Annotated in this window: 9 protein-coding genes; 3 read left to right on the top strand and 6 right to left on the bottom strand. The window is 70.7% G+C overall.

The window, feature by feature from the left end:
• Window positions 1-41 precede the first annotated feature (41 nt).
• The 4 genes from OG405_RS02465 to OG405_RS02450 form a co-directional block, all read right to left on the bottom strand.
• The gene (locus tag OG405_RS02465) at window positions 42-905 is read right to left on the bottom strand and encodes a TOMM precursor leader peptide-binding protein (RefSeq protein WP_327150010.1); all 864 of its coding nucleotides are present in this window, start codon (window positions 903-905) and stop codon (window positions 42-44) included.
• Between the two features lie 297 nt (window positions 906-1,202).
• Window positions 1,203-2,648 carry a zinc-dependent metalloprotease gene (locus OG405_RS02460; RefSeq protein ID WP_327150009.1) on the bottom strand — a complete coding sequence of 482 codons (1,446 nt, stop codon included), beginning with the start codon at window positions 2,646-2,648 and terminating at the stop codon, window positions 1,203-1,205.
• Between the two features lie 191 nt (window positions 2,649-2,839).
• The gene (nudC, locus tag OG405_RS02455) at window positions 2,840-3,772 is read right to left on the bottom strand and encodes an NAD(+) diphosphatase (protein WP_327150007.1); all 933 of its coding nucleotides are present in this window, start codon (window positions 3,770-3,772) and stop codon (window positions 2,840-2,842) included.
• A gap of 39 nt (window positions 3,773-3,811) precedes the next feature.
• On the bottom strand, window positions 3,812-4,876 hold the full coding sequence (locus OG405_RS02450) for a potassium channel family protein (RefSeq protein ID WP_327150006.1): 1,065 nt from the start codon (window positions 4,874-4,876) through the stop codon (window positions 3,812-3,814).
• Window positions 4,877-5,010: 134 nt separating this feature from the next.
• On the opposite strand from OG405_RS02450, the gene OG405_RS02445 reads away from it, so the two are divergent.
• Window positions 5,011-5,463, top strand: coding sequence for a DoxX family protein (locus OG405_RS02445; RefSeq protein WP_327150005.1), 453 nt, complete (start codon window positions 5,011-5,013; stop codon window positions 5,461-5,463).
• On the opposite strand, the gene OG405_RS02440 is transcribed toward OG405_RS02445, so the two are convergent.
• Together OG405_RS02440 and OG405_RS02435 are read right to left on the bottom strand one after the other, a co-directional pair.
• A complete protein-coding gene (locus tag OG405_RS02440; protein ID WP_327150004.1) occupies window positions 5,460-8,879 on the bottom strand; it encodes an ATP-dependent helicase in 3,420 nt (1,139 codons plus the stop codon). The genes OG405_RS02445 and OG405_RS02440 overlap by 4 nt on opposite strands.
• A complete protein-coding gene (locus tag OG405_RS02435; protein WP_442790651.1) occupies window positions 8,876-12,841 on the bottom strand; it encodes a PD-(D/E)XK nuclease family protein in 3,966 nt (1,321 codons plus the stop codon). Before OG405_RS02435 ends, OG405_RS02440 begins: the two co-directional genes overlap by 4 nt.
• Before the next feature lie 93 nt (window positions 12,842-12,934).
• Here OG405_RS02435 and OG405_RS02430 point away from each other — a divergent pair, with 93 nt between their 5' ends.
• Both OG405_RS02430 and OG405_RS02425 read left to right on the top strand, forming a co-directional pair.
• Window positions 12,935-13,711, top strand: a complete 777-nt coding sequence (locus tag OG405_RS02430) for an alpha/beta hydrolase (RefSeq protein ID WP_327150003.1) — start codon at window positions 12,935-12,937, stop codon at window positions 13,709-13,711.
• A gap of 6 nt (window positions 13,712-13,717) precedes the next feature.
• Window positions 13,718-14,014, top strand: coding sequence for an MGMT family protein (locus OG405_RS02425; protein WP_327150002.1), 297 nt, complete (start codon window positions 13,718-13,720; stop codon window positions 14,012-14,014).
• The last annotated feature ends 35 nt before the right edge of the window (window positions 14,015-14,049 follow it).

The raw sequence follows: 14,049 nt of genomic DNA, 5'->3' as shown, positions 1-14,049 counted from the left end.
AAACCGAAGAGAATTACCTTCGCGCCCGAATGTGAATGCCATCACACAGCATCTGGAGTGCTGTTCCCGAGACAACCGCAGCGGGGATGCGGCGCCCACGAGCGACGGTCCAGGAATCGGGTATCGAGGTCGAGTTCGAGAGTTCCGTCCAGCGTTTCCGGTGGACGGCTCGGTTCGCAGGCGATGATCGTCTCGAGCTCGCCGAGTGCCAGCGCGGCCACCGCGGCGATACCCGCGGGACCGGCGTGGCCGGTACGTCCGAGCAGTTGCGCGGCCAGCCGCGGCCAGTCCGCATCGTGGTCGGCCCTGGTCATATCCGCGCAGCGGAGGCAACTGGTGCGCCCGGGCTGCACCAGCGGTCCGACGATCCCCTTACCGTCCCGTAGCCGGACGACCAGATGAGCGGTCCGGGCCCGGGACAGATCGCGCACCACACGTGGGTCGGGGATCAGCGCGTCGGCGAGCACCACGAGGTCGGCCGGCCGGGCCCGGCCGTCGACATCACCGCGGTGATCACGTGATCGCTGCGGGCGGACACCCAGATCCCGCAGTCCGGCGGTGACGGCGTCGGTGAGCGGACCGATTCCGTGCACTCGGATCGTGCGCACCCGACCGGCGGGCCGGGGCGGGTGGACCAGCAGCCCTGCGGTATCGATCACATCGATCAGGGCAGTGGCCTGCCCGGGTTCCAGACCGAGCGAGCGAGCCTGCCAGATGATCGCGGGCAGGCTGCTCAGCCCATCGATCAACCGGAGAAACCTCAGCACCTGCTGGGTTTCCAAACCCGGGGCCGTGCAGAGCACGGCGGTTTCCGGATCCCAGCCCAGCTGAACCTGCCCGGTGGATCGGACCAGGATCGGCATCCGGGGATGTAGGAGCGGACCGCGTGGCCGCAGCGTCGTCATACATCGCAGTATGCGAGTGCCGTTACGGCACAACGGCTTCACCGGACCGGGTTGTCCACAGGGTCGCGGCCTGTGGACAACCTGCAATTGCCCACGTGAGGGCCTATCTGCGATGCATATCCCAGGCGTCTCCGAAAATCGTGCGGAATCAACCGGACGTGGCCACGATCAGCCCTGCCGAAATCTTCGGCACCGACCTGCCGCAGGGGCGCCCGCCGAGCGGTCGGCGCACCGGGAAGCCCGGACGATCCGGCCGGTACTCCGGCGCAGAGCGGTTCACCGGCGACCGGACCTCCGCTACTTCTTACCCGACTCGGGATCCTCCGGATCGGAATCCGGACGCTGCTCGCCGCCGGAATCCTCGGCCGCGTCGGCACCGCTGTCCCGCTTGCCGGCGGCTGCCTCGCGTTCGGCGGCCTCGGTCGCGGCCAGTTGGGCGAGCGGATCGTCGAAAGCGCCGGCGCCCCCACCGATCACCGAATCGATGAACCCCGCGGGTGCGTCGAGATCGCCGGCATCGGGAAGCAGATCGGGATGCGCCCAGACACCGTCGCGGGCGGCGATACCGGCATCATCGGTGAGGCGCTGCCACAGCGTCGCCGCCTCGCGCAGTTTGCGCGGACGCAGTTCCAGGCCCACCAGGGTGGCGAAGGTCTGTTCGGCGGGCCCGCCGGTGGCGCGGCGACGACGCAGTGTCTCGGCGAGCGCGCCCGCGCCGGGCAGCCGACCGCCGACCGCGGCGGCCACCACCACCTGCACCCAGCCCTCGATCAGGGCGAGCAGGGTTTCCAGCCGGTCCAGCGCCTGTTTCTGCTCGGGCGTCGTCTGCGGTTCGAAACTGCCCTGGGCGAGGATCTCCTCGAGTTTCGACGGATCGGTGAGCGCGGTGGGATCGAGATTGCGGGCAGCGTCCTCGAGCGCGGAGAAATCCATGGTGATCCCGCGCGCGTAGTCCTCGACGGCACCCAGGACCTGCTGACGCAGCCAGGGCACCTGGACGAACAGCCGCTGATGGGCGACCTCGCGGGCAGCGAGGAACACCATGATCTCGCTCTCCGGCTGTTCGAGTCCCTCGCTGAACTCCGAGATGGCGGTGGGCAGCAGCGCGGCGGTACCGGCCGGACCCAGCGGCAGGCCGATATCGGTACCGGTCAGCACCTCTTTGGCCAGCTGGCCCAGGGCTTGACCGAGCTGGGAACCGAAGGCCAGCCCGCCCATCTGCCCGAGCATGCCCATCATGGGGCCGGCCATATCGCGGGCTTCCTCGGGCAGCCCGGCGGTCCACATACCGGAGATCTGCTGGGCAACCGGATCGCACAACCGCTGCCAGGTGGGCAGCGTTTTCTCGATCCAGTCGTTCGCGGTCCAGGCGACGGTGCTCGTCGCACCGGCCGGGAAGGTGGTCGCGTCGTCCAACCACAGTTCGGCCAGATGCGCGGCATCGGCGACCGCGGTGGCGGCACCACCGGACACCGGCGGAACGGTTTTGCCGAGCTGCTGACGGGCCAATCGCTTGGCCACGTCATAGTTCACCGGGCCGCTGCCACCGCCGGTCATTCCCTGACCCATACCGCTGAGCATCTGGCCGAGCGAGGAGAGCATCTGGCCCAGCGACGCCGGGTCGAATCCGGCGCCACCGGCACCGAAACCGAAGGGGTCGTTACCGCCGCTGCCGCCGGGTTTGTCGCCGCGGCCGCGATCGTCGTCGTCGCCATGCGAGAACCCGAACGGGAGATCACTCATTCCGCCTCACCCGCCGGGATGACGTCCGGGTGCTGTCCGGGGAGCGCGCGCGAACCGTTCTCGGCCGGCGCTTCGTGAAGCTGCATATCGTCCATAGTAGGCGCGACGAACCGGCCGGTCCGCCCCGCCGGACGCTCTTCGCGCAGGGTGAACATCCCGGCGGGCCCGCGAGCGGGCGGGAAGACGCCCTATCACCGACCGGCGGCCACCCAGGATTCGACGATCGTCCGGGCGATCGAAATCGAACCGGGCAAGAGCAGCCGCGTGCTGGTCGCGGATGTGGCCGCACCATCCTCCGGCCGGGCCCGCCAATCACCCGCCGCCAGGGCGGTCCGCACTTCGTCGCGGGTGAACCAGTGCGCCTCGGCGATCTCTCCGTCGGAGAAGACCAGCGGCTGACCGGGGTCGGCCTGCGCGCAGAAACCGAGCATCAACGACCGCGGGAACGGCCAGGGTTGGCTGCCGAGGTATTCGATATCGCGGACATCGAGCCCGACCTCCTCCCTCATTTCCCGTTCGACGCATCGCTCCAGCGACTCGCCCGCCTCCACGAACCCGGCCAGCAGCGAGAACATAGTCTCCGGCCAGCTCGCCTGCCGGCCCAGCAGCACCCGGTCGGCGCCGTCGTGGATGAGACAGATCACAGCCGGGTCCGTACGCGGAAACTCCTCGCGACCGTCCTCGGCCACCCGAGACCAGCCTCCTTTGGCCGGTACGGTCGGTGTGCCGTCGATCCCGTGGAAAGCGGCGCCGGCGTGCCAATTGATCAGCGCCAGCGCGGCCGACATCACCCCGGCCGTGAAATCGTCGATCGAGGCGTCGGCGAGTTGACGCAGATCCCGGAGCGTCCCGGTGAGCGAGCTGTCGGCGACCGCCCACAGGTGGACACCGTCGTCGACGCCGAGGAAGACGGCCTCAGGGCTGGGTTCGGCCGAAAGTTCCAGGGTGGAATCCCAGATCAGCGCGCCCGACTCGTAGCGCACCGCACCGCGCCGCCCGACCCGCAGCAACCGGGCCGTGGCCCAGCCCTGTTTCAACGCCTGTTCGTCGGTGCGCAGATGGTCGGCACGGTCGAGCGCCGAACGGGACAGCAGGGGAATCTGGTTGAGTTGGAAGACGGCCACGTTCCGAGACTATCGCGACCCGGTAACGGGCGCGGCGGGTCAGCGGGCGCGACGGATGTAGAGCAGTTTGTCGCCGGATTCCAGGGCATCGACCGACGGTTCACCGACGCGGACAAGTACACCGGCCCGCACGACGCCGAGCACGATATCGCTGAGATGACGCGGCGACCCGCCGACCTCACTCGGTTCGACCTCGCGTTCGGCGACCGCGAAACCGTGCTCCGGGGTCAGCAGATCCTCCATCATCTCCACGACGCTGGGCGTCGTGGTGGCGATGCCGAGCAGGCGGCCCGTGGTCTCCGAAGAAACCACCACCGAATCGGCACCGGATTGCCGCAGCAGATGGGTGTTCTCCGATTCGCGGATGGAGGCGACGATCTTGGCCTTCTTGGTGAGCTCCCGGGCCGTGAGGGTGACCAGGACTGCGGTGTCGTCCCGATTGGTGGCCACGATGACCGACAACGCGTTCTGGACACCTGCCAGCCGCAGCACATCGGACTGGGTGGCCGAACCGTGCACGGTGACGAGCCCGGCGGTCGAGGCCGCTTCCAGGCTCACCGCGTCGGTGTCGACGACGACGATGTCGGCGGGTTGCACGCCGTCACCGAGCATGGCGTCGATGGCGGTACGGCCCTTGGTGCCGTACCCGACGACGACGGTGTGATTACGCACGGTGCGCCTCCAACGCTGGATCTTCAAGGCCTGGCGGGAACGTTCGGTGAGTACCGCCAGGGTGGTACCGACCAGGACGATGAGGAACAGCACTCGCAACGGCGTGATGACGAAGATGTTCACCAACCGGGCCGACGGCGTGACCGGCGCGATATCGCCGTACCCGGTGGTGGACAGCGATACGGTCGCGTAGTAGAACGCGTCCAGCAGGGTCACCGTTTCGTCGGCACTGTCCCGGTAGCCGTCCCGGCCGATATAGACGACGATCGCCGCCGCGCACAGTAGCCCGACCGCGAACATCACCCGCCGGGTCAACGATATCCAGGGGCTGCTCTGGGCCTCCGGGATACGGAGCAGGCCGACCAGCGCGAAATCCGGTGGCCCGGGCACGCCCCGGGCCCGGCTCCCGAGATCGGCGAACCGCGAACTCACCGGCGCCACCTTCCACCGGCCCGGCCGTCCCGCACACCGGTCACCCTCAGTCCCTCCGACACAGCTCGGGAGCCTACCCGCTCGCTGGTCGCCACGTCGGGCACCCGGTCACGGCGGGTATCTATGGTGGTGCCATGGCAGATACCACCCCGGCGGGCGCCCCGGATTCCGGTCGCACTCCGGCGCTACGACTGGCCGCGCTGCTCCTCGGCGCCGGCGTCGCGCATTTCGTCGCTCCCGAACTGTTCGATTCGACGATTCCCCCGCAGTTGCCCGGAAAGGCGCGCTCTTACACCTACTGGTCCGGTGTCGCCGAAATCGGCGTGGGTACTGCCCTGTTGGTCCCGCGCACGCGTCGGCTCGGCGGCCGCCTGGCGACTCTGCTGTTCATCGCGGTGTTCCCAGCGAATATCCAGCTCGCCGTCGATACGGTGCGCAATCCGAAGGCGCCCTCGGTACTCAAGGTGGTCTGGCTGCTGCGGCTGCCGCTGCAATGGCCGCTGATCTCCCGGGCGCTGACGGTGAGCCGCCGCTCGCCGCGGTACCGACTTCCCGAATGTAGGTGTGCCGGCAGCCGAATGCCCTAATCTCCTGTCTCGTCGTATCTCGTCTCATCCGGGCGGGTCGATTCGGTGAGCAGTGCCACCAGCTCCTCCGGGCCGGGTAGCCGCTCGGGCGCCACAGTGCGTCCGCTGCGCACGTAGTGGAAGGCGGCACCGATCCGCTCCAGCATCCGCTCTTCGGTCTCTCCGGTCCGCGCGGCCAGCAACCGGGCCCAGGCCAGCCGGTAGACCGCCAGCTGCACTGCGACCGCCACTTCGTCGGCCGGGCCGGGTTCGGCGCCGGTCTTCCAGTCGACAACGGTCCAGCCGCCGCCGGGTTCGGCGAACACCGCGTCCATCCGGCCCCGGATCACCACCCCGGCGATGGTGGTCTCGAACGGCACCTCGACCTCCACCGGGCGCCGCGCCGACCAGGGCGAGGACAGGAACGCGTCCTGCATCCGGGCCAGTTCGGCATCGGCGGCCGCCCCCGCGTCGGCCGCGCCGGGCAGATCGTCCAGACCGGGCAACTGGTCAGTGGCGAACCAGCGCTGTACCCAGGCATGGAAGGCGGTGCCGCGGCGGGCCAGTGGGTTGGGCGGATAAGGCAGCGGGCGGCGCAGCCGGGCGGCCAGCCTGCCCGGGTCGGCGCGCATTTCGACCAGAGCCGTCGCCGGGAGCTGCGTGGGCAGTTCGACCTCCGCCGCGGCGGCCGCACCGGCCCGGTACTCGGCGAGCAGCGCGTCGACATCAGCGACCCAACCGTCGGGGTCCGCATCGGGTTCCGGACCGTCCGCGCTTTCGGCCGATTCGGCCAGGGCCGCGTGCACGAGCGCGGCGCCCGCCTCGGTCTCGGCGCGGCGGTTCCCGAGCGGATCACCGGGCCAGGCTGCGGTGACCGGGGTGGTGGCCAGCGGATTCGGTTCGCCGGGTTCGGGTTCGGCGGCCCAGGACGCGATATCGACTCCGCTGCCGGGCTGTTCGGCAGCGGTTTTCACCTCGAGCAGGAATTCCGAGGGGCCTTTGGGCTTGTCTCCGGTTTCGGGCCAGTGATGGGCCGAGACGAGCAGGACCCGTTCGGTGCGGGTGAGCGCCACATAGAACAGGCGGCGGTCCTCGTCCAGCCGCCGCCGCGCCAGCGCCTCCTTGTGCGCGGTGAGACCTCGTTGCAGTTCGGCGCGATCGGTGACCTCGGACAGATCGAGCACCGGAACCCCGTCCGGGGACTCCGCGGTGGCCCTGTCACCGCGCAGGGTCGTGGGCAGTTCGGCCAGGGCACCCAGCCAGGTGTTCACCCCGCGAGTGGACGGAAACACATCGCGGGTGACGTGCGGTACCGCGACAACCTCCCATTCCAGCCCTTTGGCCGCGTGCACGGTGAGCACCTGGACACGGTCCGGGGCCACCTCGACCTCGCCGGGTTCCAGTCCGTTCTCCACCGATTCGGCGGCACTGAGGAAGGCGAGCAGGCCACCCAGGCTCGACGCGTCGGACCTACCTTCGCCACGGAAGATGTCGCCGGCGTATCCCGCGACCACCTCGGCGAAGGCATCCAGATGTTCACGTCCGGCACCGGAACCGGCCAGCGCGCGACGCGCCTGACTCTCGACCCCGACGCCGATGGTGCGTTCCACATCGGCGACCAGTTCGGTCAGCGGTTGCGCGGCCCGTTCACGCAGCGTCGCCAGTTCCCGGCCCAATGCGGTCACCCGCCGGTATCCGGCCACCGAATAGCGGTCCCGCGGACCGGGGTCGGCGATCGCGTCGGCCAGGCCTGCCCGTTCGGCGGGTTCGGGGGCGACCTCGTGCAGAGCCGTCGCCAGGGTCGCGGAATCGGTGATATCGGCGCCGGGGTCACGGCTGATCGACAGTTCGCGGGCCCGCCGGGCCAGCGCCGCCAGATCGGCGCTGCCGAGGCGCCAACGGGCGCCGGTGAGGATCCGGACAGCGGCGCTGCCGGCGGCGGGGTCGGCGATGAGGCGCAGCGTGGCGACGATATCGGCGACCTCCGGCGTCGACAACAGACCGCCCAGACCGACGATCTCGACCGGTAATCCCTGCGCCCGCAACGCCTCGGCCAGTTCGGCGGCATCGGCATTGCGGCGGATCAGCACTGCGGAGGTGGGTGGCGGCCGTTCGGCGGCGCGAGCCGCCACCCATTCGGCGGCGATCCGTTCGGCGATCCAACGGCGTTCACCGGCGACCGTATCGGTGAGCGCGAGCGCGACGGCACCCGATTGCGCACCCGGTTTCGCGCGCAGCGCATCGACGGTGACCCCGCCGCCGGCCCGAGCCGCCACGCGCAGTGGTTCCACGACCATATTCGCCAAGTCGAGCGCCTCGGGCGGGTTACGCCAACTGGTGAGCAGCGGCAGCACCGGCGCCGGAATATCCGGAGCGACCGGGAAATCCGTGGTGAAGCGCGGCAGGTTGGCGGCCGAGGCTCCACGCCAGCCGTAGATGGACTGCATGGGATCGCCGACTGCCGTCACCGAGAGCTCGGGCGCCGGGACCCCGCGGGCGCGCCGGCCGCGGAGCCGCGCCGGATAACCGGCACCGAACAGCGCGGACAGCAGGATGCGCTGCGCATGGCCGGTGTCCTGGTACTCGTCCAGCAGCACCAGCCGGAAGCGAGCACGCTCGGCCGTCGCCACCTCGGGGTGCTCGGCGGCCAGCCGCGCCGCGAGTGACATCTGGGCTCCGAAATCCAGGGCACCGCGCTGATGCAATGTTTCCCGGAGTTGCCGGACCAGCGGGAGCAGGGCGACGCGTTCCCGCTGCGCGCGCAGGATCGAGAGCAGATCCTTGTTCGGGCCGCCACGCTGCCGCGGGCCGGGCGGGAGGGTGTGCACGAGTTTCTCGAGTTCGGTATGCGCCTCGGCCAGGTCTTCGGGTTCCACCAGATGTTCGGCCAGCTGACCGGACAGCGCGAGCACCGCCTCGGTGACCGTCAGCGGCGAACGATCGGTCTCCAGATCTCCGTCCCAGCCACGCACCACCTGATGGGCGAGCTGCCACAGCTGGGTTTCGGTGAGCAGGGCTGCCGAGGGTTCCACCGGAAGCAACAGACCGTGCTCGCTCAGCAGCCGACCGGCATACGAGTGGTAGGTACTGATCTCAGGTTCCGCGCCGGCCAGGGTGGCGCGCAGATCACCCGATGGATCGAGATCGCGCAGCAACCGGGACCCGGCCAGCCGGGCCAGCCGAGTGCGGATCCGCGCCGTGAGCTGCTGGGCGGCTTTACGGGTGAAGGTCAGCCCGAGCACCTCTTCAGGTGTTACCAGCCGGTTGGCCACCATCCAGACCACCCGAGCCGCCATGGTCTCCGTTTTGCCCGCGCCCGCCCCGGCCACCACCAGCGCCGGACCGGGGGGCGCGGCGATCACCGCGGCTTGTTCGGCGGTCGGCGGGGGGAGCCCGAGTGCGTCGGCCAGATGTTCCGGCGAGACCCGGGCGCTCACTCGTCGGTCACCTGACGCCCGGCGTCCTGCACCGGGCAGCTGTTCTTCACGGCGCAGTGCCGGCAGCCCTCGTTGCGGATGGCCAGGAAGCCGGGGCCTTCGGTGCTCGCGGCCGCGGCGTGGATGGTCTCGCGCCAAGTGTCCAGCGCTTCGGCGTCCAGGGCAGGCTGTACCCGTTCCTTGGCGATCCCGCTGGATGCCGGTACCCCGACATACACCAGCCGGGCACCCCCGGGTTCGGGTTCGCCGGTGGTCTCCTCCTGCAGGGCGCCCGCGGCGGCCGCGACCTGATAGGTCGCCAGCTGCGCGTGCTGGACCGCATCTGCCTCGCTGACCGGACTCTTACCCGTTTTCACATCGACGATCACGAACCGGCCCTCGGCATCGCGTTCGAGCCGGTCGATCCGACCGCGGATCCGGACCTCGGGCGTATCTTTGCCCGCAGTGGGCATAGCACCGCCCGCGGTGGGCATAGCACCGCCCGCGGTGGGCATAGCACCGCCCGCGGTGGGCAAGACACCGCCCGGTGCGGGCAGGACACAGTCGACCGGCACCTCGATACCGGCCTGGGTGAGTTCACCGCGCGTGCTGCGGACCCAGGCGACGAACGCGTCCAGCATGGCCTCGGTGCGGCGCAGTTCCTGCCGGGAGTACCAGCCGGTCTCGGGATCGATATCGGACCAGCTCTTGGCGAGTTCGGCGCGGACCTGTTCGAGCGGTACCCGGCCCGCCAACGCCTGGACCAAGGTGTGCACCAGGGTTCCCTTGACCGCGTAGGGGTTTTCACCGTCCGAGCCGCCGTTCCGTTCCAGCGCCCACCGCAGCGGGCAGGTCCGCAGCAGTTCCACGGTCGACGGGGACAGCGCGATCGGCGCGTCGTCGTCCCACAGCGTCTCGGTGGAGCTGACTTCGGGCACGCCGTACCAGTCGTCGGGCGCGGTGCCGGGGATCCCGGCAAGCGCGAGCCGGGCCAACTGCCGCGCGGCGCGGTCACGGCGTTCGTCGCCGGCGTCCGGATCGCAGACCGCGGCGCGTAATTCGGCGATCAGCGCGTGCAGGGCGAGCACCCGGCCGGGTTCGGCGATCGGGAGCGCACCGGGTTCACCGCCGGTATCTCCGCCGAGCAGTTCGGCCAGAAACCGGGAAGGAACCAGATCACGGTCGCCGGTCACCGATTCCACCGCGGTCACCAGCAGCGACCGCCGGGCCCGGCTGCACGCCACGAACAGCAGCCGGCGTTCCTCGGCCAGAATCGGCGCCGCGCGACTGACCCGTTCGGTGATCCCGGCGATATCGTCCACCAGGTCCTCGGTGTGCAGCAGCGTGCCCCGAGGGCGGGGATCCGGCCAGATCCCCTCCTGGACTCCGGCGACGGCGACGACCTCCCATTCCCGGCCGGCCGCCGCGTGAGCGCTCAGCAGATCCACCGCCTCCTCCCGGTGCGCTCGCACGGCCCGGTCCTGCGGAATCTGCTGCTGGAGCAGATATTCGACGAAACCCTCGATGGTCGCGCCCGGCAGCCGGTCGGTATAGGCGGCCGCCGCGTCGAACAACGCTACGGCGGCGTCGAGATCACGGTCGGCCTGCATACCCGCCGCGCCCCCGCGCTCGGATTGTGCCAGCCAGCGCCGCTCGAGCCGCGACCCGGTCCACAAGGCCCACAGCACGTCTTCGAGCCCGCCGCCGTCGCGCCGGACCCGGCGCGCGCGGTCCAGCGCGCATGCCGCCCGGTTCAGCGGTGCGAGCTCGACCTCGGTGAGACCGGCCGGGATCCGGTCGTCACCGGAACCGAGCAGCAGATCCCGCAGCACCTCCGCCGAAGGGCGGTCGGGCGCCGCCGAAGGGCGGTCGGGCGCCGCCGAAGGGCGGTCGGGCGCCGCCGAAGGGCGGTCGGGCGCGGCGGCAGCGCGGGAACCCGGTATCGGGGAGGCACCTTCGCCGAAGCTCGGCGGCACCGGAAGTTCCGTTCCGGTATCTCCGGCCTCCGGCTCGACCGCGCCGGAGTACGACTCGGGCGGGAAGTCCTCGTCCTCGGCGGGAGGCTCGGGTGGGAGGCCCTCCCAAGGGTCGGTGGCGTAGTCCTCCTCGAGCCCGTACCAATCCGCGTCGGCCGCATGACGACCGATATCGGCGAAGGGATCCCGGGGCGCGGAGACATCGGTGGAGTCGGTGAGGTCGGTGGGGTCGTCGAGTCGATCGGGGTCGAGAACGGGCGGTTCGTCCACCGGTTCGAGCGGGAAGACCGCCGTGGGAGTGTCCGGGCCCGTGGTGCGGGCGAGTTCCACCGTGGTGCGGCGGATCCCGCGGCGCAGCCGGCGTAGGGCGATCGAATCGGCTCCGCCGAGGGGGCCGGCCAGCAAATCGAGCGCCTCGTCGGGCCCGAACAGGGATCGGGTGGTTCCGGTGCCGCGCGGTGTGGCTTCCGCCGCGAGTACCGCCCGCAAAGCCATCAGCATCCAGGCGGCGCCGCGGCGCCGGGCCAGCGGCATATCGTTCGCGGGCTGCGCGATCGGTACCCCGGCCGCCAGCAGGGCCCGGCGCAGCGGCGGCAGCAGCAGCGGAACCGAACGCACGACGACCGCCATCTCCGACCACGGCACCCCGTCGGTGAGATGGGCGCGACGCAGATGATCCGCGATCAGCGAGGCTTCCTTGGCCGGACTGCCCAGTACCCGGACCCGGACCACCGCCGGGTTGGGCTCCTCCGGGTCCGGTGGGAGGTCACCGCGGTCCGCGGGCCCCAGATCGGCCCGAGTGACCCGGTGTGCGGCGGCGCCCGGCAGCCGGGACGCGATCCGGGCGGTGGCGGTGTTGATCGCCGGACCGGATCGGTGGTTGTCGTAGAGGACGATGCGCCGCGCCTCCGGCACCTCGAATTCGGTGAGGAAGCGCGAATCCGCACCGCGGAAGGTGTAGACCGCCTGATCCGGATCACCGGCTACGACCGTGGTCGCGACACCCTCGGCCAGTACCCGCACCAGCAGCGCCGCCTGCGGATCCAGATGCTGGGCATCGTCGACGAGCAGACAACGCAGCCGCGTCCGTTCGGCCGCCAGCAGTTCGGCGTCACCGGCCAGTGCGTCCAGGGCCGCACCTATCAGTTCCGCAGCGTTCAGGGCAGGTGCCGAGGCTTCCGGTGCGGCCACCCCGACCGACCAGCGCAGCAGCATCGCCTGTTCGTAGCGCAGGGCGAAACCACCGGCCGCGACCCAGTCGGGCCGGTCGCGCCGCCGCCCGAGTTCGATCAGGTCCTCCGGGCCGAGTCCGCGCTCGGTGGCCCGCAACATGAGGTCGCGTAGTTCGTCGGCGAAACCGGTCAGGCCCAGCGCGGGCTGTAGTCGCCGGGGCCACAGCTCACCGGCTCCGGCGGCGATATCGGCGATATCGCCGCGCAACATCTCACGCAGCACCGCGTCCTGTTCGGCACCGGTGAGCAGCCGCGGCGCCGGGTTGCCGTGCCGCGCGGCCTGACGACGCAGAATTCCGAAAGAATACGAGTGGATAGTGCGGGCCAAGGGTTCCCGGGTGGCGCCGGGGGCGACCGGAGCGGGTGACGGCGAAGCCGGGGCGGGGAGCACGAAGAGCGGAACGGTGCCATCCGCGCCCGGCCCCGGCTCGTCGGAGATCCCCGCCACGACCGGCGCGCACACCGCCCAGTGGTCGAGCCGTTCGGTGAGCGCGGCCCGGGCCGCACCGGCCGCCTGTTTGGAGTGGGTGAGCAGGAGCACCGATTCCGGTTCCGCCCCGCCCGCGATCCGCGCGGCCGCCACATCGACCAGTAACGCCGTTTTCCCGGTGCCGGGACCGCCGAGCACTCGCCAGATCCGGTCCGCGCCCGGTTGCGCGTCGGTAGCCGCCGCAGCGGTGCCGAACAGCGCGCCGAGATCGGCACCCCAGGTCCGAGCCCGGGGAGCCGCCGCTTTCCGGCGCACCAGCCGCACCGGCCTATCCGAACGCACCACGACGGCTATTGCAACAGACGGGGCCGACACCACCGATACCACGTCGGACCCGCGCCCGGCGTGGTGTCGGTGCGCTCGGATAGAAATGTCATCGTGTCCACACTGCATGTTCATCGTTTCGGCCCGGCCGGCGGGCCGGTGCTACTGGCCCTGCACGGCCTGACCGGCCACGGGAAACGCTGGGCGGCACTGGCCACCGGATCACTGCCCGATATCCGGGTGATCGCCCCCGACCTGCGCGGACACGGCCGTTCCACCGCGCTGCCGCCGTGGGATCTCGAAACGATCGTCGCGGATCTGGTGGCGCTGATCACCGCGGAAACCGATGAGCCGGTACTGGTGGTGGCGCACTCCTTCGGCGGCGCGTGCGCACTGCATCTGGCCCGGCAGTACCCGGAACTGGTCCGTGGCCTGATACTGCTCGACCCGGCCGCGGCGCTGGACCCGGCCTGGTTGCACGAGATCGCCGAGGCCACCCTCGATTCGCCCGATTACACCGACACCGACGAGGCCCGGATGGACAAGCTCGCCACCGGCTGGGGCGCCGTCGCGCCGGAACTGCTGCGCGCCGAACTCGACGAGCATCTGGTGCCCACCGCGAACGGCCGGATGCGATGGCGGGTGGATACGGCGGCCCTGATCGCGTACTGGGGTCAGCTCGCTCGTGCGGTCGCACTTCCCGCACCCGGTCTCCCGACTGTGGTGGTCCGGGCCACGAAGGTGGATCCACCGTTCGTCACGCCCGGGCTCCTCACCGCTCTCGCCGACCGGCTCGGCGACGACCTGACCGTGCACGAATGGGATTGCGAGCATATGGTCGGCCAGATCCTGCCCGGTGAGACAGCGGCGTTGATCCGCACCGCGCTGTAGGCCCGGATGGTCACCACCGACGAACAGATCGAACGCGTACGCGAACTGGTCGCGTCGATCCCCGCGGGCCGGGTCGCGACCTACGGCGATATCGCCGCCGCGGCCGGACTGTCCACCCCGCGGACCGTGGGCTGGATCATGCGCACCGATGCCGCCGATCTGCCCTGGCACCGGGTCCTGGGCGCTTCCGGCAGACCGGCGGCCCACCTCGCCGCACGCCAGCTGCGGTTGCTGGCGGCCGAAGGTGTACCCGTCACGGACGGACGGGTACACCTGCGTAGCGCGCGTTACCCGTTCGACTGAGCCACCGGCGACCGGCCGGCTCAGGTCGGTCGACC

The organism is Nocardia sp. NBC_01329 (assembly GCF_035956715.1).
GTDB lineage: Bacteria > Actinomycetota > Actinomycetes > Mycobacteriales > Mycobacteriaceae > Nocardia.
Note: the sequence above shows the minus strand (reverse complement) of the source record. Positions and strands in the feature narration are given on the sequence as shown.